This window comes from Hartmannibacter diazotrophicus (assembly GCF_900231165.1).
GTDB lineage: Bacteria > Pseudomonadota > Alphaproteobacteria > Rhizobiales > Pleomorphomonadaceae > Hartmannibacter > Hartmannibacter diazotrophicus.
Genome location: NZ_LT960614.1, coordinates 2,543,113 through 2,566,064 on the forward strand (window position 1 = coordinate 2,543,113; position 22,952 = coordinate 2,566,064).

The window sequence follows — 22,952 nt, forward strand, 5'->3', positions numbered from 1 at the left end:
GAGGGCCGGACAGATCGGCATCCCGGCCCGGGAGCAGGAACAATGACTGACGACGTCAAGACAGGCGGGTGCCAGTGCGGCGCCGTGCGCTTTGCCGTTTCCGGCAAGCTCGGCCATGCCTCCATCTGTCATTGCCGCATGTGTCAGAAGGCCTTCGGCAATTTCTTCGCGCCGCTCGTCAGCGTCGACGAGACCAAGGTGACCTGGACCCGCGGCGAACGGGCGACCTACCAGAGTTCGAACCTCGTCAAACGCGGCTTCTGCGCCCATTGCGGAACGCCGCTGACCTACGAGGCCCCAGACGGCTTTGCGATCGCCATTGCGGCCTTCGATCACCCCGTGGCGATCGAGCCCACCGTGCAATACGGTCTGGAGGGACGGCTGCCGTATGTCGACAAGCTCGACAGCCTGCCAGGAACCCGAACCGAGGAAGACGTTTCGGCATTGCCATTCCTTGCCGAAATCGTCTCCCACCAGCACCCGGACCACGACACCGAAATCTGGCCACCCGAGAGCGTGACCGAAAGCCACCCCGACATGCTTGAGACGCGGGAGAATGACGCATGAAGGCTGAAAGACGCACCCTCTATCCGCCGATCGAGCCCTACGGCTCCGGGTACCTCTATGTCGGCGACGGCCATAGCGTCTACTGGGAGATGTGCGGCAACCCCGTCGGCAAGCCGGCGGTCTTCCTGCATGGCGGCCCAGGTGGTGGCTGCAATCCGATGCAGCGCCGCCTGTTCGACCCGGAGAAATACCGCGTCCTGCTGTTCGACCAGCGCGGCTGCGGACGCTCAAAGCCCCATGCGGAGCTGGAAGCCAACACCACCTGGCATCTGGTCTCCGACATGGAACGCCTGCGCGCCGAGATCATGCAGGTGGCCAAGTGGCAGGTCTTCGGCGGCTCGTGGGGATCGACGCTGGCGCTCGCCTATTCCGAGACGCATCCGGACCGCTGCACCGAGATCATCCTTCGCGGCATTTTCACCCTGCGCAAGGAAGAACTCGACTGGTACTACGGTGGCGGCGCGGCCCGCATCTATCCCGACAAGTGGGAACGCCTCGTGGCGCCGATCCCGCCGGAGGAGCGCGGCGACCTGATCAAGGCCTTCCGGACCCGGCTCACCCATGCCGACCGCGCGGTCCGTCTGGAAGCCGCAAAGGCCTGGAGCGTCTGGGAGGGCGAGACCATCACGCTGCTTCCCGATGCCCGCATGTCGCAGAGCTTCGGCGCCGACGACTTCGCCATCGCCTTCGCCCGCATCGAGAACCACTATTTCCTTCATGAAGGCTGGGTGGAGGAGGGGCAGCTCATCGCCAACGCCTCGCGCCTCAGCGGCATCCCCGGCGTCATCGTGCAGGGCCGATACGACATGGCGACGCCGGTGCAGACGGCCTACGAACTCCACAAGGCCTGGCCCGAGGCGGATTTCGTCATCGTGGAAGGTGCCGGCCACGCGGTCTCCGAGCCCGGCATCCTGCATCACCTGATCGAGGCGACCGACCGCTTCGCCGACAACTGACCTACGCGACAGGCCGCGAATGCGGCCGGCCACATTGAAGAAAGGGCCGGGAGAACCGGCCAATCGACCATGACGACCCGAGACCGGCTCTACCTCTATGACACGACGCTCCGCGACGGCGCGCAGACCAACGGCATCGACTTCAGTCTGGAAGACAAGATTCTCGTCGCCCGGCTGCTGGACGATCTCGGCGTCGACTATGTCGAGGGCGGCTATCCCGGCGCCAACCCGATGGACGACGCCTTCTTTTCCGAAAAGCGCACAAGCCGTGCAACTTTCACGGCCTTCGGCATGACCAAGCGGGCGGGCGTGTCCGTCTCCAACGATCCGGGTGTCAACGCCTCGCTGTCGGCCGCCTCGGACGCCGTCTGCTTCGTCGCCAAGAGCTGGGACTATCATGTCGACGTCGCGCTGAAGACGACGCTGGAGGAAAACCTCGACGGCATCCGCAAGACCGTCGAGGCCGCGGTCGCCGCCGGCAAGGAAGCGATGGTCGACTGCGAGCATTTCTTCGACGGATACAAGGCCAATCCGGACTATGCGCTGGATTGTGCCCGGACCGCCCATGAGGCCGGTGCCCGCTGGGTGGTCCTGTGCGACACCAACGGCGGCACGCTGCCCGAAGAGGTGGAGGCGATCGTCACGGAGGTGACCAAGGTCGTGCCGGGCGATCATCTCGGCATTCACGCCCACGATGACACCGGACAGGCTGTCGCAAATTCGCTCGCTGCCGTCCGCGCCGGGGTTCGGCAGATCCAGGGTACGCTCAACGGCATTGGCGAGCGCTGCGGCAATGCAAACCTGACGACCCTGATCCCGACCCTGATGCTGAAGCCGGCCTATGCGAACGAGTTCGAGGTTGGCGTCTCGCAAGCCGGTCTCAAGGGACTGACGGCGACGGCCCACGCCTTCGACGAGATCCTCAACCGCGCACCGAACACCCATCAGCCCTATGTCGGGGCCGCCGCCTTCGCCACCAAGGCTGGCATCCACGCCTCGGCGATCCTGAAGGACCCGAAGACCTACGAGCATGTCACGCCGGACAGCGTCGGCAACCGTCGCCGGGTGCTCGTCTCCGACCAGGCGGGCAAGTCGAACCTCCTGGCCGAACTCGACCGGCTTGGCGTCGTCGTCGACAAGGCCAACCCGAAGCTCGACCTCCTGCTCAGCGAAGTGAAGGCGCGCGAGGCGAGGGGCTTTGCCTATGAGGCGGCGGACGCCTCCTTCGAACTGCTGGCCCGCCGCACGCTCGGCACCGTGCCGACCTTCTTCGAGGTTTCGAGCTACCGCGTGATGGTCGAGCGTCGCTTCAACGCGATCGGCGAACTGATCACCGTGTCCGAGGCCGTGGTGAAGGTGAAGATCGACGACGAGACCCGCATGTCAGTTGCCGAGGGCAACGGCCCGGTCAACGCGCTCGACAGCGCGCTTCGCAAGGACATCGGCAAGTATCAGGCGGAGATCGAGACGCTGGAACTCGTCGACTTCAAGGTCCGCATCCTCAACGGCGGCACCGGTGCCGTCACCCGCGTTCTGATCGAGAGCATGGACACGCGCACCGGCCGGCGCTGGATGACCATTGGCGTCTCGGAAAACGTCGTCGACGCCTCATTCGAGGCGCTGACCGACTCGATCACCTACAAGCTTCTGAAGAACGGTCACGCCGGACGATAGGAAGAACGCGCCCGACGTCTCCGTGGGCACGGTTCCCGCTCGGCAACGCATTGGCGCAGGGTTCAGCCGAACTTACATGCGTTCGAGGGACGCGCGGTTGCCCTCGAGTTCCGTCTCCGAGTAGCCGGAAGCCGCCTCGACGATGGCCGGCACGATGTCCATCGGATCGCGCAGGGTCATGTAGCGCAGCTCGTAGCCGGGCCGGATGAAGGCCTCGTCCGCCATATGCGACAGAAGATCCTTCAGGGGATCCCAAAAGCCGTCAATATTGGCGAGTACGATCGGTTTGGCATGACGGCCGAGTTGGGCCCAGGTCATCTGTTCGACAACCTCTTCCAGCGTCCCGATGCCTCCGGGCAGCGCGACGAAGGCGTCGGACTGCTCGAACATCAAGCGCTTGCGGGTGTGCATGTCATCGACGACGACGAGGTCGTTGACGCCTTCGAGCATCCGCTCGCGGTTGACGAGGAATTCCGGAATGATGCCGGTCACTTCGCCGCCGGCGCCGAGCACCGAGCGGGCAACCGCGCCCATGAGCCCGATCGAACCGCCGCCATAGACGAGGCGAATACCGGATTTCGCCATCTCCCGGCCGAGCAGTTCGGCAGCAGCCAGATGAGCGGGATTGTGCCCCGCAGAGGAGCCGCAGAAGACGCAGATGCTTTGAACCGTTGCCATATTCTTTGTGTGGCATCGCGACAATCCGTCGTCAAGCACTTGGTTGAACCTCCGGATATGAGGCGATGTCCGCAGGTATTTGCCCTCCGGTTCCACTCGCCAATTTGCTTTTCGGTTAACGGCGCGGGAAAGCACCGCATGCATGCGCCGCAAGGACTTGCTGGGGTCGGAGCGAAGGTATAAGGCAAAAACGGCTGTTGCGGTGCGCTGTTACTGGTGCGGTGTTCACCTTATGGAAAGAAATTGGTTTGACGGGCACGCATCCGAGTCCGCATGTTGAATCAATTTCAAAGGGTTTGGGTAAACAGGACATGAAGACGCAATATAGGACTGCACTGGTCTGGGCAGTCATTCTGGTCGCAATCCTGGTAGGAGGATTCGGCACTGGGAAGTTTGACGCGCTTCTTGCCCTGTTGGTCGGAAAAGGGCCGGAAGGCTCGATGACGGTTGTGGTCGGGGCAAAGGACCCCATGCCGACCACGGACCCGACATCGGTCGCCCCGGCGACCGTCGACGACAAGTCTCAGGAAGGCACCGAGGTCGTCATTCCTGTCTTCGATCTGGTCCGCGTCGAGCCCTCGGGCGATGCGGTCGTCGCCGGCAAGGGCGCGCCGAAATCGAAGGTCGATCTCCTGTCCGGTCAGGATGTCATTGCCAGCGGCATCGCCAACGAGACGGGCGAGTGGGCCCTGACGCTCGACAATCCGCTCACACCCGGCGCCCATGACCTCACCGTCCGCACGACATCGCCGGACGGGCAGACCATCAAGACCTCGACGCAACGCGTCGCCGTTTCGATCCCCCAGGGCGGCAAGGGCGAAGTGCTCGTGGTGCTCAACGAACCCGGCGCCGCCAGTGCCGTTCTGCAGCTTCCCAATTCCGATGAACAGGGAACGGCGGCACCCGAACAGACGGCGTCGGCCGAGATGAAGGCCGATCAGGCGGATTCCTCCAATCTCAGCGTCTCGGCAAACGCGGAAAGCGGGCAGCCGACGACCGCAGCCGAAACAAGCGCCGAAGTTTCCACCAGCGTGGAAACGCCGGGACAGCCAGCGGAAGGCGGCCCGACCAGCGTCGTCACGGCCACGCTCTCGTCGCCTGGCGCATCGACGTCCACGTCGAAGCCGACCCCCGCTGGCACAGAAGAATCCTCAACGGCGAATGGCCAGATCGTGGCTTCGGCCAATCCCGACGCGTCGGCGTCGCCGGTTCAATCGGATGGCAGTGTGACGGTCGAAGCCGTCGAAATCGAAAACGGCAAGACACTCTATGCCGCCGGTGCCGGCAAGGGGCGCATCTTCATCTATATCGACGATGCGTTCGCGGGCGAAACGGACACCGCAGACAAGAGCCGCTGGATCTTCCGCAAGAGCCTCTCCGAACCGCCGTCAAGCGGTGCGCATCGGCTGCGCGCCGACGTGGTGGACAGCGACGGACAGGTTCTCTCCCGGGCCGAAGTCTCCTTCACGGGCGCTCCGGAAGGTGAGGAAGGCGTCTATTCCGCCGCCATCTCTGGCACGGGATCGGCCCAGGCCACCGCTGGCGAGGGGCTTTCCGGAGAGGCGCGCGTTGCTCCCCCCGAGAAGATCATCATCCGCGAGGGTGACAATCTGTGGACCATCTCCCGCCGGATCTACGGCTTCGGCGGTCGTTTCTCCACGATCTACCAGGCCAACACCGATCAGATCCGCAATCCGGACCTGATTTATCCGGGGCAGGTCTTCGTCGTTCCCAAGAGCGATGCCAACTGGGGCAAGGACAGCCTGTCCACCGTTCGCTAGGGGCGGTCAGGCGGCGGCCGTCGAAACCGGTCGGAGAGACAAATTCAATTGGCCGGATCGCGTCCTTCGCGGTCCGGCCTTTTTTGTCCGTCTGATTCTCGCTGCAAGGCAGAACGACACATTGGAGAGACAGCGCGGGCAGGGTACGCGGCCCGTCTCAAGCCGGTTCCTCCGTGATTGCGACGCCATGTCTAAGGTTAGTCGCCGCCGATCCTCCGGATCGCTGCCTTGTCGGAGTCGAGTTTCAATTTGCAAAAAGGTTAACCCCGAGAGATCCGCATTGCGGCAAGACGACGGCAGGCAAGAACGCCAACTATAGTAAATCTCGCGTAGACGACGTTTTGCCTCGATTTGCGACAAGCTTTCTTTTTCATCATCCGAGTTGGATGGCGGGCTGTGCGATTTGTCGCGCTATTAAATGTGTCGATAATCTGTTAGCGATATAATTCAGGCACCGCTGGGACGGTTTGGTTCGGGCATTTCTCTGAACCAATTGGGATGGTTTTGTTTTTATTATTCAACTCCTGGAGACGGTAACAATATTACGTCCAGGATTTGAACGACAGATTAACGAATTGTTGAGACTGCGCGCGCAGCCTCGGAGATAATTGGAACCATGAAATAATAAATCCGGGGATGGGTCCGGAATTTGATGGAGTAGGGGCGCTGACCGAAGTCGCTGGCATGCGCACGATGCGTGGGCTGATGCTCGCCTGGTGGAAATCTCCCAGGTGGACGGAAGCCTGGACGCTCACGACCGCCGCTGCACTCTTGACTGCCGCAACCAGCAAATGCGGCGTCTGGGTCGCGGAAGCTGCGGGAGAGTTCATCAACGCTATCGTCAATTTTCACAGTATCGATGTCGTCGCCGCCAAGGAGCGGCTGTTGTGGAGCGCCGCTGTCCTGGTAGGCCTTGCCGCGCTGAAGACCTGCGGCTTTATCGGCATTCGCCATTTCGTCCTGACGACAATGCACCGCAAGTGGCGGCGCTGGCTCGACGAAGAGTTCAACAAGGCGCTGCTCGGCGATCGGCGCGCCTATTTCCATTTGATGGGGCTTGGAGGCGACGACGCCTCCACAGCGGCGCCGGACAACATCGACCAGCGCATTCAGGATGCGATAAAGGACATGACCGGCGGCGCGCTCGGTCTGGCCGTTGGCCTTCTTGGCGTCGTGACCTCGGTCTACTTCGTTGGCGAAAAGCTGATGGAGAGCAGCACCAGCGTCGATGGCCTGGAGTTCCTGGGCAACTGGGGCTCAGTTGCCCTGGTCTTCGCCGTGGTCGCGGCCTATGTCCCGCTCAACACGTTCATCGCCCTGCGCATCGGCAAGGTGCTGGAGCGGCTCAACGTGCTGATGCAGAATTTCGAGGGCAACTACCGCTCCGAACTGTCCGCCCTGACGCGCACCTCGTTCCAGGTCGCGTCTTCGCACGGCGAGGCTGTCCAGTCGAAGATCCACCGGGACCTTTACAAGACCATCGACCGGACCTGGCATCGCAAGAACCGCGTCGACAGCGCCTTCCTCGCCTTTCAGGGCTTCTACGGCTACCTGACCGACAAGGTCGTCGCCTACCTGCCGCTGCTGCCGAGCTTCATGGCCGGCACGTCGGACTTCAAGTCCTATGTCACCGGCGCGGAGCTGACCTCGGACCTCATCCGCAACTGCTCCTGGCTGATCGACGTGATGCCGCAGATCGCCAACCTGAAGGCGAACGCCAAGCGCGTCACGGAGCTTGCCGTCGCCATCGAGGGCGTTCAGGACAATCAGGAATTCTATCAGGCAAGCGGCGTTCGCGACTTCCGCTATGGCCGCGCCAAGGGCGGTCGTCTGGCCGTCCGCCGCCTGGAGCTGATGCATCGCGGCCACGAGGCCGAGCCGTTCCTTTCGGCGAGCGCCCTGCAGTTCCGTCCCGGCCAGTGGATCTTCGTGAAGGGGCCGTCGGGTTGTGGCAAGTCGTCCATGATCAAGGCTCTCTCCGGCCTTTGGTCGCATGGACGCGGCCAGATCCTCTTCCCCGATGATGCGAGTACGCTCTACGCCTGCCAGGAGATACGCCTGCCGCAGACAACGCTGAAGCAGCTCGCGACCCTGCCGGCCGACGACAGCAAATTCTCGGACGCGGAGGTCGAGGAGATCCTGCAGGAGGTCGGGCTTGGCGACTTCGTCCCGGCTCTCGGCCAGACCTATCACCATGGCCGTCGCTGGGAGGACGTTCTTTCCGGCGGACAGAAGCAGCGGCTGGTTCTTGCCCGCATCCTGCTGCATCGCCCGGACGTCCTCTTCCTCGACGAGGCAACGGCGGCGCTCGACCCCGAAGCGCGCACCCACTTCCTGTCGCTGGTCAAGACCTGCTGCCCGCAGGCGATCGTCATCAGCGTCATGCACGAAGCCTCGCCGCCGGTCGATGCCAACGGAAAGCCTTTCTACGATCTCATTCTGGAAATCCAGGACGGCGTCGCGCATGTGAAGCCGATCGTGATGCCGGAGCCGGCACCTCCGCCGCTGGCGGAGCCCTTGGATCCCGCGCCGGTGATCGCGGTTGCCGCCGTGCCGCGCGTCCGGCGCCTCAAGGCATCCTGAGCCGGACCGCATCCCATTCAGCCCGGCAGAAAAATGTCCGGATCGGCCACGAGCCGGCCTCATTGGACTTGTCTCAACTTTGCGGTAAATCCTCCCCAGAGCCGCAGGTGGCAGCCTGCTGCCCATCCTGACCGCACCGGAACAAAATGATGCGCATAGACGATCTGATCGCCCAGATGACGCTTGAGGAGAAGATCGGCCAGTTGAACCTTGCAACGCCGGGCGGGGAGACACTGACGGGCGCCGTCGCCAACCAGGACGTGGCGCGCAAGGTGCTGGAAGGCAGCATCGGCAGCATCTTCGGCGTCAAGAGTCTCGCGACCATGCGGGCGTTCCAGGATCTGGCGATGCGCACGCGCCTCAAGATCCCGCTGATGTTCGCCGAGGATGTCATCCACGGTTACCGGACGGTCTTTCCAGTGCCACTGGGGCTTGCGGCGAGCTTCGACATGGACCTCGTCGAGAAGACCGCCCGTGTCGCGGCGGTCGAGGCCGCGGTCATGGGTATCGACCAGACCTATGCGCCGATGATCGACATCGGCCGCGATCCGCGCTGGGGACGCGTCGCCGAATGTCCCGGCGAGGATCCCTATCTCGCGGCCCGCCTGGCCGAAGCCCAGGTTCGGGGGTTTCAGGGCAACGATCTCACAAGCCCTGATGCTGTGATGGCCTGCCTGAAGCATTTCGTCGGCTATGGTGCGGCGGAGGGCGGGCGCGACTACGACAGCGCCGACATGAGCCCGGCCAGGCTGCACGATGTCTATCTCGCCTCCTTCAAGGCCGGCGTCGCGGCTGGCGCCGGCAGCGTCATGGCCGCGTTCAACACCCTGAACGGCATCCCCATGCACGCCAATCGCACGCTCATCCGCGACGTGCTGCAAAAGGGCTATGGCTTCGATGGCCTCGTCGTGGCCGACTACACCGGCATCATGGAACTCGTCCCGCACGGCGTTGCGGAGGACCTCGCCGCGGCGGCAGTCCTCGGCATCGAGGCAGGCGTCGATTTCGACATGGTGAGCGAGGCCTATGTCTCGCATCTTGCCGACGCGGTGGCGGAAGAACGCATCGACGTCGCCCTGATCGACGAAGCCTGCCGGCGCGTTCTTGAAGCCAAGGAAAAACTCGGCCTCTTCGACGATCCATACCGTCGGATGGCTGGCGACCCCGACAAGGTGCTGCTGGCACCGGGCCACCGCGAACTCGCCCGGCGGGCCGTGGCCGAAAGCTGCGTTCTCCTTCAGAACGAGGCGGCGGTCCTGCCGCTGGCCGAGGGCAGCCGCATTGCGCTCATCGGACCGCTTGCCGACGATCTCGTCAACATGAACGGTACCTGGGCCGTGTCCGGCCTTGCCAAGGACGCGGTGACCGTCCGCTCCGCCATGGAAGCCCGCTGCGACCTCTCCTTCGCGCGCGGCACCAACATCACCGACGATCCGGCGCTCGCCGACCGGCTCAACGTCCACGACAGGGGCACCCCGTCCGCCTCGATTGATCAGCGCTCGCCGAAGGAACTGATTGCCGAGGCGACCGCCGTTGCCGCCAAGGCCGACGCCATTGTCGCGGTGCTCGGGGAATCGAAGGAATATTCGGGCGAATCCTCATCCCGCGTCGACCTCCGCCTGTCCGCCGGCCAGATCGCCTTGCTGAAAGCGCTCAGAAGCCTCGGCAAGCCGCTCGTCGCCGTGGTCCTGACTGGCCGCCCCCTCGTGCTGACCGACGTTGCCGACCTCTGCGACGCGCTTTTGATTGGTTGGTTCGGCGGCACGGAAACCGGCAACGGCCTCGCCGATGTTCTCTTCGGAACGGCCGATCCCGGTGGACGTCTGCCGGCAACCTTCCCCTGGGCCGAGGGCCAGGTTCCGCTGACCTATGCCCACCTGCCGACGGGGCGCCCCTTCACGGGCAAGTTCGAGAAGTTCCGCACCGGCTATCTCGATATCCCCGACGGCCAGCCGCACAACGACGGCCTCTTCGGCTTCGGCGCCGGCCTTTCCTACACGACCTTCGATTTCACGCACCCGGCCGTGGAGCGTTCCGCTCTGAAGAGCACAGAGGATCGTCTCCGCGTTAGCGTCGAGGTGGAAAACACCGGCGCCCGCAGCGGCTCGACCGTGGTTCAACTCTACGTCAGCGATCCGGTCGCGAGCCGCTCAAGGCCCGTTCGCGAACTCAAGGGGTTCGAGAAGGTCCGGCTCGAACCGCACACACGAACGACCGTCCATTTCGAACTCTCCGCGGACGATCTGTCCTTTTCGACGGCGGAAACGGTCACCGACCTTTCCTGGACCTTCGAACCCGGCAAGTTCATTCTCTCCACGGGCCCCAATTCGCGCGACCTGCAGCACATCGACATCGACTGGCAGGCCTGAGCAAGGACCGTTTTATGCTTTCCGACGAAGAACTGCTCGACAAGGTGCAGGCCGGCACGTTGCGCTACTTCACCGATTTCGCCCATCCGGTCAGCGGCATGGCGCGCGAGCGCAGCAACGACGCCTTTGACTCCTACAAGGCCGCAGACACGGTCACGAGCGGCGGCACCGGCTTCGGCATCATGGCAATGATCGCCGGCACGGAGCGAGGCTTCATACCGCGACCGGAGCTTGTCGAGCGCCTCACTCGCATCGTCGATTTTCTGGAAACGAAGGCCGAGCGTTTCCATGGTGCCTTTTCCCATTTCATCGACGGCGAGACGGGCAGGGTGATCCCGTTTTCGGAAAAGGACGATGGCGGCGATCTCGTCGAGACGTCCTTCCTGATTGCAGGCTTGCTGGCCGCACGCGAATATCTTGGCGCCGACGAAGCCGACTTGCGCGCGGCGATCGACCGGATCTGGCATGCGGTCGAATGGGACCACTATCTTCGGGCCGACGGAGCCTTGCTCTGGCACTTCAGCCCCCGGCACGGCTTTGCCATCAATCTGCCGATCGCCGGCTGGAACGAATGCCTGATCACGCACCTTTTGGCCGCAGCATCGCCGACCCATGGCATCGGCCCGGCGAGCTACCATGGCTCGTGGGCGAAGGGGAACGACTTCGTCAACGGCCGCACCTATAACGGCATCACCCTGCCGCTCGGCCCGGAGAAGGGCGGTCCGCTGTTCTTTTCCCACTATTCCTTCCTCGGCCTCGATCCACGGGGTCTCAAGGACGTCTACGCGGATTACTGGGAGCAGAACGTCGCCCACACGCGGATCAACCACGCTCACTGCGTGACGAATCCGTTGAATCACGGCGGTTACGGCAAGGATTGCTGGGGCCTGACCGCAAGCGACGACCCAAAGGGCTACGACGCCCATTCGCCGACGAACGACGATGGCGTGATCACGCCGACGGCGGCCCTGTCCGCCTTTCCCTATCTGCCGCAAGCGTCCATGCGCGCCCTGCGCCATTTTCATGACGCGCGGGGCAACGATCTCTGGCGCGACCTCGGCTTTGCCGATGCCTTCCATCCCGGCACCGGTTGGGTCGCCGAAAGCCATCTCGCCATCGATCAGGGCCCGATCGTCGTGATGATCGAGAACCATCGCTCCGGGTTGCTCTGGAACCTCTTCATGCGGAACCCGGATGTGCAGGCGGGCCTCCGGCTGCTCGGCTTCGAAAGCCCCTGGATCGAGACCGTGTCAGTCTGAGGCAAGCGCCTCGCGCCGAGCGCTGGCGGCGGCCAGAAATGCCGCATAGCTCCACGTCAGATGCCGTGCCGAAAGCGGCTCGCCGGTCGCCCGGTCGATTTGTTCCGACATCGCCCCGTCTTCGGGGATGAAGCGGCGGCAGGCCGCGACGATAGCATCGCCCTGACTGAGACGTTCCGTCCGTTCTGCGCCGGAGGCTCGGCGATAGTGATATTCGGCCAGCGCCAGCGACGTCGCAAACCAGGGATTGCCGCCGAAATAGCGGTCATGAAGACTGCGCCCAATCAGCGGTCCCTCGCCATCCGGCAATGTCGCATTGATCGGGTAGAGGTTCGAAAACATCTCCGTCAGCACCTCGACGATCCGTTCCACGCGGGCGTCCGAAAGACTCCAGTCGCCGTCCGGCAGATCGGCATGCAGCGCGGCCATCAGGATATTCGTGTCGACAGCCTCCGCTGGCGTTGCGGGATCCATCGCCCCATGCGCCATCTGGATGCTGAGTTCGTCGTTCCAGAGCGAGGTCAGAGCAGCCTGTGCTTCGTCGATCGCCTCCTGAAGGCCGGCCATGGCAAACGCATCGCCGAGAAGATCGAGCAGCTTCCGCCCGTGTTCCAAGGCACCGATCTGGCAGATCAGCGTGAAACTGTGCAGCGTGTGCTCATTGTCCTCTTCCCACGGCCCGATGCACGGCTTGCCGGCATGGCGGATCGTGAACTCGAGGTCGCCCTGCAGAATGGCGAGGAGATCGGTCGCGATCGGCTCGCCCCGCTCCAGCAACAATCCCGCATGACGCGCCAGCGTCAGGGCGCGAAGGGCAGGGCCATCGTATTGCGGCCGGGCCCAGCGTTGCAGATCGGGTGTGCCGTCCGGATTGAAGCGCGGCTCGCCCGGCAGATTGAACGCATCGAGGCGAGCCAGTTCCTCGTCGGGACGGACGAATTTCAGGCAATCCTCGCGTGTCGAGGGACGGATCGGATTGGGAACGAAGGCATTGCCGTCAATTCGGGTCGTCCCGAGGCTGAAGGCGACATAGTCGTCGAACGCGCTCCGAAAATCGAACGCATCGGCCTCCGTGCCGGTAAAGCCGAGATGGCTGACTTCCTCCATCACGATCGCCGCATCGCGCGTCCAGTGATAGAAATAGTCCGGCTCCGGGTCCCAATGCGCGGAGACGGGCGAGGCGAGCACCGTGCCGGGCAGGGGACTCACCTGCTGGCCGAACTCCGGTCGTTCATGAACGAGATCCGTGCGCGACAGGCTCCGCGTCAGGTAGCCGGCGCATCGCCGTTCCTGCACCGCGATCCAGTCGCCGAGCGGCAGCGAATCGTCCTGCTTGCTCATGACGTTGCGACCGTCGCAACGGTCGCCTCCAGAACGTCGAGAGCGCCCGCGATGAAGCCCTCCGACGTCTTGCCTTCCATGCAGTGGTCGGCCTCCGGCATCACGATGTAGCAGACGCCACGCGGCAGAAGATCGAAGAGTTCCTTGCAGTTGCGAGCCGGCACGATCCGGTCCTTGGCACCGGAGAGAATGGCGGTCGGAAAGGTGAACCGTGCGGCTTGTGGCAGGATGTCGTGCCGGGGCCACTCGGTCGCCGCCTTCGGCAGTTCTCGTGCGAGAACCTCAAGCGCGTCCGGCGCAAGCGCGCGCCGCGCCTCGATCTGGCGGGCCCCGCTGGTAAACGTCGAAACGAGCATCAGATGGTCGAGCCGTCCACCAAGGTCGCCAATCGCAAGCTGGCTAGCGACGTAACCACCCATGCTGTGGCCGGCAAGCGCCATCCGGTCGATCTGCCAGCGCGCGCGGGCGGCATGCTCAAGAGCCCAACGCAAGGCCCTGCGACCGTCGCGCACCTGCATCGAAATCGTGAAGTCGGAGCCGGTTCCGGCGCTGTCGTTCCAGTCCGATCCGCAGAGATTCGGCGCCACCACGCGGTAGCCGCGCCGAAGATAGGGCCTCAGCAACCGCACCATATGCGGCGCATCGCCCGATCCGTTCCGGCCATGGAAGACGACGGCGAGGCTGGTCGCCGGCCGGTCCGTGGGCTCGAAAACGGTCATGGTCATGCGCGCATCCGCACCTGCCGCGTCGTCCTGGGTGCCGATTGAAAACGTGGCCGCGGGCATCGTCCAATATTTCCCTGCCTCTGAAGCACCGGACCGAAAAATGCCGAACGGTCCCCGCAAAATCCAATGCTGAAATGCACAGCCGTAACAGTGCGCAGGGCGTGCCTTGCGCAGATTGCCGCGACGGATGGCAAATCGCCATCACACAGCATTGCCAACGCGTGCCACGGCGATGCGTCGCAATCAAGACGATCTTCGCGGTGGGCGTCGGCACGCTCTGAATCGGCTTGAAAAATCGGCCCGGACCAGACATGGTCTGCCGGCTTCCTGGCGGGTGCCCCGATGCGGCACCGACCGGGCTGGAAGGGTGGCCGAGCGGTTTAAGGCACCGGTCTTGAAAACCGGCGTGGGTGCAAGCCCACCGTGGGTTCGAATCCCACCCCTTCCGCCATTCCAGCCGATTCCGCGACGCAGTCCAGCATCTCGCGAATGCCCGCTTCTCCCCATGGAGACGCCGCCATCCAACGCTAGGCCGCCGCTTTTCATGCCCTTCCGACGCAACCATGATTTGGGTCAAGGCATCAGGCGCGCTGCTGGTGCGATGATGCCCGCATGGAAAGGCAAGGAAGGGCTGCCGCATGAGCGCCGAGACAATCAACGCGCAAGATCATGAGCGGAAACACGCGCCGACATGGGCATGGGTCAGCGGCATGGTTGTCGCGCTCGCCGCATGGGCCCTTGTCTACAGCCAGCTTGTTCCGTTCTCGGAATGGCTGGTCGCGCAACTCCCGGTGGATCGGGCCAGCCATCTTGGCGGGGCGCTTTCGTTCTTCTTCTATGACACGCCGAAGGTCATCCTACTGCTGACACTGATCGTCTTCGCCATGGGCGTCGTGCGCAGCTATTTCTCGCCGGAAAAGACACGGGCGCTGCTGGCCGGAAAGAACGAAGGCGTCGGCAACGTGATGGCCGCCGGCCTCGGCGTCCTGACGCCGTTCTGCTCCTGCTCGGCCGTCCCCCTGTTCATCGGCTTCGTCTCCGCCGGCATTCCGCTCGGCGTCACCTTCTCCTTTCTGATTGCCGCACCGATGGTGAACGAGGTCGCGCTTGGCCTCCTGTTCGGTCTGGTCGGCTGGCAGGTCGCGCTTACCTATCTCGGCTTTGGCCTCGGCGTCGCCATCGTCGCCGGTTGGGTGATCGGCCGCCTGAAACTGGAGGGATGGCTGCAGGACTGGGTGAAGGACATCCATGCCGGCAGCGGCGTCGTGATTCCGGACGAAGACCTGACCTTTATCGACCGCATCAGGCTCGGCCTCGACGCCATGAAGGACATCGTCGGCAGGGTCTGGATCTGGATCATCCTCGGCATCGCGGCCGGCGCTCTCATTCACGGATATGTGCCGGCCGACCTGATGGTTCGGATCATGGGGGCGGATGCCTGGTGGTCTGTGCCGGCGGCGGTTCTGATCGGCATTCCCATGTACACCAACGCTGCCGGCGTCATCCCCATCGTCGAGGCGTTGCTCGGCAAGGGCGCAGCCCTCGGCACGACGCTCGCCTTCATGATGTCGGTCATCGCCCTGTCGCTTCCGGAAATGATCATCCTGCGCAAGGTCCTGACCTTGAAGCTGATTGCCGTCTTTCTGGGCGTGGTCGGCACCGGAATTCTGGCCGTCGGCTTTCTCTTCAACATGCTCTTCCACTGACATCCCAAAGGAACGCGAAAGATGAAGGACGTCAAAGTGCTCGGCCCGGGCTGCAAGCGTTGCGAGGCCACGGAAACGATGGTGAGAGAAGCCGCCGCGAAGCTCGGCATCGACGTCAAGGTCGAAAAGGTCACCGACTATGCCGAGATCGCACGTTACGGCATCGCCTCGACGCCCGGCATCGTCATCGACGAGAAGGTCGTCCATGCCGGCGGGCTGCCGAAGGAAGAGGCGCTGGAGAAATGGCTGGAAGCGTGACCTCTTGATCCTGAGGGAGGCGGAGCGCATGGCAGTAAACCAGCGACCGGATCAACGTCCGGTCGTTACCGCAAGGATGCCGCCCAGCGCACATCGAAGCCCTGAGCCGGAGACGATCGCAAGCGGCCGTTGCACCGGTAGAACCGATCCTCGGCATTCACGAACGCCCGTCAGATCTCCCGGCGAAGGCTCAGAACATCCGTCAAAGTCTCCGACTTTAGGCTGACATCTGCCCCAAAACCCCAACAAAACGCCGCAAAGCGAAATCTGGCGCCTAGTCGGCATCTCGACAGGACGGGGCGGATATGGGAGCAGAACAGAAACGGGCACGCGATCGTTGTCAGCGCCCGTCTGCGGGCAATCCCCCGACAACGACGACCAAAACAACCCTGTTCTCAAGACTGAGATGCGGAGGACGTCTCCCATGTATGGTGACCGCGTGCGCAACCCCGCGTTGCTTGATCGGATTGTCTGCGCCGACGATGCCGCGATGCTGATCAGGGACGGAATGACCGTCGGGATGAGCGGGTTCACAAGGGCAGGGGAAGCCAAGGCCGTTCCGATGGCGCTCGCCGCTCGCGCCAGGCAGTCGCCGCTGTCGATCACGCTCATCACCGGCGCCTCGCTCGGCAACGATCTCGACAAGACGCTCGCCGAGGCCCACGTCCTCGCCCGCCGCCTGCCGTTCCAGTCGGACCCGGCCCTGCGCAAGGCGATCAACGCCGGCGAGGTGATGTTCGTCGACCAGCATCTGTCCGAAACGGTCGAGCTTCTGCGCACCCGTCAGCTCGGCCCCATAGACGTTGCGGTCATCGAAGCGGTCGCCATCACGGAGCAGGGCGGCATCGTGCCGACGACCTCGGTCGGCAATTCGGCGACCTTCTCGATCCTCGCCGAAAAGGTAATCATCGAGATCAACCTCTCCCAGTCCGACATGCTGGAAGGCCTGCACGACATCTACATTCCGACGCACCGGCCAACCCGCATGCCGATCCCCGTCGTCGCGCCGGAAAGCCGGGTCGGGCTGCCGTTCATCCCGATCGACCCGGACAAGATCGCGGCGATCGTGATCACGGAGAAGCTGGACAGTTCCTCCACCATCCTGCCGCCGGATGACGAGACGCGGGCCATCGCCGGGCATCTTTCCGAGTTTCTGGAGCACGAGGTGAAGGCGGGCCGGCTCACCAATTCGCTTCAGCCGCTTCAGGCGGGCATTGGCACCATCGCCAACGCCGTCCTGCATGGCCTCATCGAAACGCCCTTCCATAATCTGAAAATGTATTCGGAGGTTCTCCAGGATTCGACCTTCGATCTTTTCGATGCCGGAAAGCTGGATTTCGCCTCAGGATCCTCGATCACGCTGTCGGCGGAGAAATATCGCTCCGTGATGCCAGACTTTGCGCGCTACAAGTCGCGTCTCATCCTGCGTCCGCAGGAGATTTCCAATCATCCGGAGGTCGTGCGCCGGCTCGGCATCATCTGCATCAACACCGCGCTCGAGTTCGACCTCTACGGGAACGTCAACTCGACCCATGTCGCCGGCACGCAGATGATGAACGGCATCGGCGGCTCGGGCGACTTCGCCCGCAACGGCTACCTGTCGATCTTCGTCACCAAGGCGACCGCCAAGGACGGCCGCATCTCCAGCGTCGTTCCGATGGCAAGCCACGTCGATCACAACGAACACGACGTCGATATCCTCGTGACGGAATTCGGTCTGGCGGATCTGCGCGGCCTCGCGCCGCGCGAGCGCGCACCGCTTATCATCGCCAATTGTGCCCATCCGGATTACCGCGACGAACTGGCGGACTATTTCCGCCGGGCCGTCGCGCGCGGCGGACATACGCCGCACGTTCTGGAGGAGGCGCTCTCCTGGCATGTGCGCCTCAAGGAAACCGGGAGCATGCGGTAGAACGAAGAAGGTCTGACAACGAGCCACGAGGCAGCAATCGCCGGCGGCTCCGGCACGCACTTCTGTCCGGATCGGGGGATGCAAATCGGCGATCCCGTGCCAATATCGCGGCAACCGCGATGGACGTCGCCAAAGGTCCGCGCGGCCGTTCGACGTGCAGGGAGATCCGACGTGCGGTCCTTCGACGAAATTCTTGATCTTGCTGCCGAGCGGAAGGGCGGCCTCGGCGCTGTGGAGGCCTTGCTCGCCGAAACGCCGTCACGCACACCGGAAGAGATCGCAGCGCTCACCGACGACCGCATCCTTGCCGAGATGACCCGGCGTATTTTCAATGCCGGCTTCTCCTCCAAGGTCATCGCCGCAAAATGGCCCGCCTTCGAAAGAGCCTTTCAGGGCTTCGATCCGCACGCCTGCGCCTTCATGTCCGACGAACAGCTCGATGCGCTGCTCGGCGATCGCGACATTGTCCGAAACGCAGTCAAGATCAGGACCGTTCGCGCGAATGCGGCCTTCATTCTGGAGCTTGCCCGTGAACACGGCTCGGCGTCCCGCTTCCTGGCGGACTGGCCTGACAGCAATCTGGTTGGACTGCTGAATAGTCTGAAGAAACGCGGCAGCCATCTTGGCGGCGACAGCGGCATGCGTTTCCTGCGCGCCATCGGCAAACCCGCGTTTGTTACCACCAAGGATGTGATCGCTGCGCTGGTTCGCGAAGGCATCGTCGCAAAGCCACCGAGCAGCAAGGGTGACTTCAAGGCGGTCCAGGATGCCTTCAACGAATGGTCGGCGGCCTCGGGACGCAATCTCACCGACATCAGCCGCGTCCTTGCGATGAGCATTGGCTCCTGATCGCGCGGCAACCAATGCCACGGGCAGGGATACGAGGTCAGCGGGCCACCGGTCCAGACGTGCGCATCGCCATTTCCTTCAGTTCCCGGAATTTGGCCGAGACACTGGCGAGCTTGTCGTCGAGGGCCTGATTGGGCTGCTGGCCCTCGATGGTCCTGAAATAGACGTCCATGAGCGCGGCGATGGCAAAGGGCTCAAGCAGGGCGGCCTTGATCGCCCAGGCAAAGACGATGGCCGCCACGAAGCTCCAGCCGCCAACGGCATCGGGCAGGAAATAGAAGAGCGTCGCGGCCGGCCCGAGCATGACCACGAAGACAATGAACGCAAGGATGTAGAGAAAGACGGTCAGCCACAGGGCGTTCTTGACCATGACCTTGCCGTTCTGGGCATAGAGCACAAGGCCTTGCCGGGAGGTCTCCCACGGATTGCGGCTGCGCAGGCGGATATTGTAGCCGAGGATGATCTCGTCGACATAGGTCAGCGAGATACGCACCACCGAATTGGCGAATTTGGCGACCGTCCCGAGGGCGGGAATCGGCAGGACGAGGGCGATACCCCAGATAAGCCCCGTGACCGCACGCACGGCCGCCTTGATCAACTGGTCCAGCACGAAGAGGATATTGACTTCGGCAAAGCGGGCCTTCACGACGTCCTGCGCATATGCAATCTGGCTCTTGCCGCCCGGGATCGTCTTGCCGTCGATCAGTTCGACCATGACGGCGATATGCCCGGCCTTGACCGTGTAGAGGATATACTCGCGCAGCCAGTAGGCGATCCCCCAGACGGCGCCGAACCCGATCGCGCCGCCCCAGAAGGACCAGACTTCCGGATCCTTGCCGACATGGCCGACGCCGTAGCCAATGCCCGCGCCCGTGCCCGTCGCGGCAATCATGGCGATGGTGATGCCGAAATAGATCGCCATCCGCAGCAGGATGAACGGCAGCGTCCGAAACAGAATTTCCAGCGTCTTGACGATCCTGAAGTCCCACATGTCAGTCCAGCCCCCGCTTAATGACGTGTGTGGAGACTGAAATCTAACCGATTCTCTCTCGCTGAACGACGCAATCGCTCAGCCGAAGAGACGCTGTCCTCGATATTGGCAAGAAATGCTGGTCGCCGGCCGCGTGCCCTCAGTTTGGCAGTGGCTGGAAATCGAAGGATGCCACGACCGGCACGTGGTCGGATGGCTTGTCCCAGGCCCGGACGCGGGAGACCACTTCGCAGGCCGTCAGCCGGTCGGCGGCCTGGGGCGACAGCATCAGATGGTCGATGCGGATGCCGTTGTTCTTCTGCCAGGCGCCCGCCTGATAGTCCCAGAAGGAATAGACGCCGGCGGCATCGTTGCAGGCGCGCAGCGCGTCCATATAGCCGAGCGACTGGAGCGCCCGGAAGGCGCCGCGGCTTTCCGGCTGGAAGAGGGCATCGTTCACCCAGTCCTGCGGGTTCTTCGCATCGCGCGGCTCGGGAATGACGTTGTAGTCGCCGGCAAGGACGAGCGGCTCTTCCAGCCCAAGGCGGTCGGCCGCGAAGGCTTCAAGGCGGTTCATCCAGCCGAGCTTGTAGGGAAATTTCTCCGTTCCGAGCGGATTGCCGTTGGGCAGATAGAGCGAGACGACACGCAGGCTGCCGCCATCGACCGAGATGACGGCCTCGATGAAGCGGGCCTGCTCGTCGCCGTCGTCGCCGGGCAGGCGAGGGGTCGCATCCTCCAGCGGAAAGCGGGAGAGAATCGCAACGCCATTGAAGCCTTTCTGGCCGTGGGTCACGACGTTGTAGCCAAGCGCCTCGAAGGGCTCGCGCGGGAAAGCCTCGTCGACGGACTTGATCTCCTGCAGGCAGACGATGTCCGGCGTATCCTGCTTCAGCCATTCCAGCGCGGTTTCGATGCGCGCCTTGACGCCGTTGATGTTCCAGGTGGCGATCGTGATCATGAGGCAGGGTTCCGCGGAATGGTTGGTCAGGCGCTGATCGGGCGACGATGGACGAGACCGATGGTATTCTCGGCCGGGTCGCGAAGGAAGGCCATCCATTCGGCCTGGCCGGGAGCGCCGAAAAGCCCTTCGCTGTCCTCGAAGACGAGTGTCGGCGGCACTTCCAGCACGACGCCGGCCGCCTCGAGCTTCGTCACCGTCTCGTCCATGTCGGAGATCGCAAGGTAGACCGCACCGGGCGTCGTGGCCGGCGCGAACAGCAGCCGGACGCGGCCGACGAGCAGAAAGGCGATCCCCGGCGGCTCGAAACGGGCATGCGGGGCGATCCCCAGCACATCGTTCCAGAATGAGAGCGTGTCGTTCAGGTCGCCTGCCGCCAGTGCCACCTGCACCAGGCCTCCCGCCTTGATCATTTGCCCAAGTCCCGTCCGTCCAGTGATTCGCGGCGCCATGCTCGCAGACGCGAACTGTCATGTCGCCATTTAAACGGCTCAAAAGCAAAGGGCCACGGACGTGATCCACACATCCATGGCCCTCGATAAAAAGCGGTCTTGCGCCGTCAGATGGCGAAACTTGTCCCGCAGCCGCAGGACGCCGTCGCATTCGGGTTCTTCACCTGGAAGGACTGCCCGATGAGATCGTCCACGAAGTCGATCTGCGATCCCGACATGAAGGGCAGGGACGTCGGGTCCACAAGCACCGTCACGCCGTCCTTGACGATCACGAGATCGTCGTCGGCCTGATCGGCAACCAGATCGAACTTGTAGGAAAATCCCGAGCACCCGCCGCCTTCCACCGAGACGCGCAACGCCTTGGCGGTGTCGTCCTTGGCAAGGATGCGCGCGATGCGCTTGGCGGCGCGATCCGTAACGGAAATGTCTTCGATCAGTTCTTCACTCATACCGTCCCCACAATTCAGAGCGGCGTGCGGTCATGTGGATTCACATGAGCGTCTTTCACGCTGCTCTACTCTTTTGTGCTCAGGTGCGGCGATCGCCCGGACAGGATTCCGGCGATCCCTTGTCAATCAACCTTCTCACTAGGTAAGTACCGATGGCAAGGCCGTCAATTGCAGCGGCCGACGGGCAGCCATGACAACCGGGAACGAACCGGGCGGAAAGGAACAGGACGTGACCGCATCGCCGGGCTATGGCGCGGAGCCTCGCGCATCCTACGCGGTCGATCCCGATGCATCGCGCGGGCGCCTCGTGCCCGAGCCTTCAAGCCCGACGCGGACACCCTTCCAGCGCGACCGCGACCGCATCGTCCATTCCACCGCCTTCCGGCGCCTGAAGGACAAGACCCAGGTCTTCGTCCAGCAGGAAGACGATCACTATCGCACACGCCTCACCCATACCATCGAGGTCGCCCAGATCGCCCGCGCCCTTGCGCGCGCCCTGAGGCTCGACGAGGACCTTGCCGAAGCCCTCGCCCTCGCGCACGACCTTGGCCACACGCCCTTCGGCCACACCGGGGAAGACGCGCTCGACGAGGCGATGACCCCTTACGGCGGCTTTGACCACAACGCCCAGTCTTTCCGCATCGTGACGAAGCTCGAACACCGCTATGCGGAGTTCGACGGCCTCAATCTGTCCTGGGAGACGCTGGAAGGCCTCGTCAAACACAACGGGCCGCTGACGGACACGGACGGCAAACCCATCGGCGGCTTTGCCGACAAGGGCCTTCCCGCCGCGATCCTCGCCTATCCCGGCTACGAAGACCTGATGCTCTGGTCGTGGCCGAGCGCCGAGGCCCAGGCCGCGGCCATCTCCGACGATATCGCCTATGACGCCCACGACCTTGAGGACGGCCTCCGGGCGGGCCTCTTTTCCGTCGGCGATCTTGCCGACATTCCATTTGTCGGCGAGACGCTCGCGATGATCCGCAAGCGCTATCCGGACCTGGAACCGAACCGTGTCATCCATGAACTGACCCGGCGGCTGATCACGGCCATGATCGAGGACGTCATCGCCGAGGCCCTGCGCCGGCTCGCGGCCTGCGAACCGAAGACGGCTGACGATATCCGCAAGGCCTCCGGCCCGGTCGTGACGTTCTCGCCGGTCGTGGCCGGCGTCGACCGGTCGCTGAAGGCTTTCCTTTTCCCGCGCATGTACCGCCATTCCGATGTCGTGCGCATCCGCAAGGGCGCTGCCCGCATCGTCAGCGATCTCTTTGCCTGCTTCATGGCCGACCCGAACAGGCTGCCGGCCGAGTGGTGTGAGGATCTGTCCGACCTCGACGAACGACGCCTCGCGCGCCGTGTGGCTGACTATGTCGCCGGGATGACGGACCGCTTTGCGGTGAACGAACACCGGCGCTGGTTTGACGATACGCCGGAATTGCGATAGGCGCTCGCTCACGAT

At 63.6% G+C, this 22,952-nt stretch carries 19 protein-coding genes and 1 tRNA gene; 13 read left to right on the forward strand and 7 right to left on the reverse strand.

The features are described 5' to 3' along the window. Window positions 1–42 precede the first annotated feature (42 nt). From HDIA_RS11940 to cimA, 3 genes are all read left to right on the forward strand, one after another. Window positions 43–567 carry a GFA family protein gene (locus HDIA_RS11940; RefSeq protein WP_099556370.1) on the forward strand — a complete coding sequence of 175 codons (525 nt, stop codon included), beginning with the start codon at window positions 43–45 and terminating at the stop codon, window positions 565–567. Further along, on the forward strand, window positions 564–1,523 hold the full coding sequence (gene pip / locus HDIA_RS11945; protein ID WP_099556371.1) for a prolyl aminopeptidase: 960 nt from the start codon (window positions 564–566) through the stop codon (window positions 1,521–1,523). The genes HDIA_RS11940 and pip overlap by 4 nt, the downstream gene beginning before the upstream one ends. A gap of 69 nt (window positions 1,524–1,592) precedes the next feature. Further along, entirely contained in the window at window positions 1,593–3,197 is a 1,605-nt protein-coding gene (gene cimA, locus HDIA_RS11950; protein WP_099556372.1) for a citramalate synthase, read from the forward strand. A gap of 72 nt (window positions 3,198–3,269) precedes the next feature. Here the strand turns inward: cimA and HDIA_RS11955 are convergent, their stop codons facing one another. Beyond that, window positions 3,270–3,875 (reverse strand): LOG family protein, encoded by a 606-nt coding sequence (locus tag HDIA_RS11955; RefSeq protein WP_099556373.1) that lies wholly within the window; start codon window positions 3,873–3,875, stop codon window positions 3,270–3,272. 440 nt (window positions 3,876–4,315) lie between these two features. Between HDIA_RS11955 and HDIA_RS11960 the strand changes: the two genes are divergently transcribed. The 4 genes from HDIA_RS11960 (at window position 4,316) to HDIA_RS11975 (ending at window position 11,867) form a co-directional block, all read left to right on the forward strand. Continuing rightward, a complete protein-coding gene (locus tag HDIA_RS11960) occupies window positions 4,316–5,656 on the forward strand; it encodes a LysM peptidoglycan-binding domain-containing protein (protein WP_245884250.1) in 1,341 nt (446 codons plus the stop codon). 684 nt (window positions 5,657–6,340) lie between these two features. After that, complete coding sequence (locus HDIA_RS11965; protein ID WP_162292638.1) at window positions 6,341–8,239, forward strand: ABC transporter ATP-binding protein/permease; 1,899 nt, start codon at window positions 6,341–6,343, stop codon at window positions 8,237–8,239. A 146-nt stretch (window positions 8,240–8,385) separates the two neighbouring features. Beyond that, entirely contained in the window at window positions 8,386–10,608 is a 2,223-nt protein-coding gene (bglX, locus tag HDIA_RS11970; protein ID WP_099556376.1) for a beta-glucosidase BglX, read from the forward strand. Between the two features lie 14 nt (window positions 10,609–10,622). Further along, on the forward strand, window positions 10,623–11,867 hold the full coding sequence (locus tag HDIA_RS11975; protein WP_099556377.1) for a glucoamylase family protein: 1,245 nt from the start codon (window positions 10,623–10,625) through the stop codon (window positions 11,865–11,867). On the opposite strand, the gene HDIA_RS11980 is transcribed toward HDIA_RS11975, so the two are convergent. Then, on the reverse strand, window positions 11,859–13,208 hold the full coding sequence (locus HDIA_RS11980) for a glycoside hydrolase family 15 protein (RefSeq protein WP_099556378.1): 1,350 nt from the start codon (window positions 13,206–13,208) through the stop codon (window positions 11,859–11,861). The two genes, HDIA_RS11975 and HDIA_RS11980, sit on opposite strands and share 9 nt — an antisense overlap. Next, entirely contained in the window at window positions 13,205–13,933 is a 729-nt protein-coding gene (locus tag HDIA_RS11985; protein ID WP_157775542.1) for an alpha/beta fold hydrolase, read from the reverse strand. Before HDIA_RS11985 ends, HDIA_RS11980 begins: the two co-directional genes overlap by 4 nt. Before the next feature lie 361 nt (window positions 13,934–14,294). On the opposite strand from HDIA_RS11985, the gene HDIA_RS11990 reads away from it, so the two are divergent. From HDIA_RS11990 to HDIA_RS12010, 5 genes are all read left to right on the forward strand, one after another. Next, window positions 14,295–14,384, forward strand: a tRNA-Ser gene (locus tag HDIA_RS11990). A 259-nt stretch (window positions 14,385–14,643) separates the two neighbouring features. Continuing rightward, the gene (locus HDIA_RS11995; protein WP_425432949.1) at window positions 14,644–15,639 is read left to right on the forward strand and encodes a permease; all 996 of its coding nucleotides are present in this window, start codon (window positions 14,644–14,646) and stop codon (window positions 15,637–15,639) included. A 21-nt stretch (window positions 15,640–15,660) separates the two neighbouring features. Further along, window positions 15,661–15,897, forward strand: coding sequence for a thioredoxin family protein (locus tag HDIA_RS12000; RefSeq protein WP_099556381.1), 237 nt, complete (start codon window positions 15,661–15,663; stop codon window positions 15,895–15,897). A gap of 424 nt (window positions 15,898–16,321) precedes the next feature. Continuing rightward, window positions 16,322–17,809, forward strand: coding sequence for a succinyl-CoA:acetate CoA-transferase ScpC (gene scpC, locus HDIA_RS12005; protein ID WP_099556382.1), 1,488 nt, complete (start codon window positions 16,322–16,324; stop codon window positions 17,807–17,809). 171 nt (window positions 17,810–17,980) lie between these two features. Continuing rightward, entirely contained in the window at window positions 17,981–18,658 is a 678-nt protein-coding gene (locus HDIA_RS12010; protein ID WP_099556383.1) for a DNA-3-methyladenine glycosylase I, read from the forward strand. Between the two features lie 37 nt (window positions 18,659–18,695). On the opposite strand, the gene HDIA_RS12015 is transcribed toward HDIA_RS12010, so the two are convergent. The 4 genes from HDIA_RS12015 to erpA all read right to left on the reverse strand — a co-directional run bounded on the left by HDIA_RS12015 (window position 18,696) and on the right by erpA (window position 21,475). Next, window positions 18,696–19,649: a hypothetical protein gene (locus HDIA_RS12015; RefSeq protein ID WP_099556384.1), complete on the reverse strand. Its 954-nt coding sequence runs from the start codon at window positions 19,647–19,649 to the stop codon at window positions 18,696–18,698. 139 nt (window positions 19,650–19,788) lie between these two features. Further along, window positions 19,789–20,586: an exodeoxyribonuclease III gene (gene xth / locus HDIA_RS12020; protein WP_099558862.1), complete on the reverse strand. Its 798-nt coding sequence runs from the start codon at window positions 20,584–20,586 to the stop codon at window positions 19,789–19,791. A gap of 29 nt (window positions 20,587–20,615) precedes the next feature. Further along, window positions 20,616–21,002 (reverse strand): VOC family protein, encoded by a 387-nt coding sequence (locus HDIA_RS12025; RefSeq protein ID WP_099556385.1) that lies wholly within the window; start codon window positions 21,000–21,002, stop codon window positions 20,616–20,618. Between the two features lie 146 nt (window positions 21,003–21,148). Then, window positions 21,149–21,475 (reverse strand): iron-sulfur cluster insertion protein ErpA, encoded by a 327-nt coding sequence (gene erpA / locus HDIA_RS12030; RefSeq protein WP_173796316.1) that lies wholly within the window; start codon window positions 21,473–21,475, stop codon window positions 21,149–21,151. A 205-nt stretch (window positions 21,476–21,680) separates the two neighbouring features. Here erpA and HDIA_RS12035 point away from each other — a divergent pair, with 205 nt between their 5' ends. Then, on the forward strand, window positions 21,681–22,937 hold the full coding sequence (locus HDIA_RS12035) for a deoxyguanosinetriphosphate triphosphohydrolase (RefSeq protein ID WP_099556387.1): 1,257 nt from the start codon (window positions 21,681–21,683) through the stop codon (window positions 22,935–22,937). The last annotated feature ends 15 nt before the right edge of the window (window positions 22,938–22,952 follow it).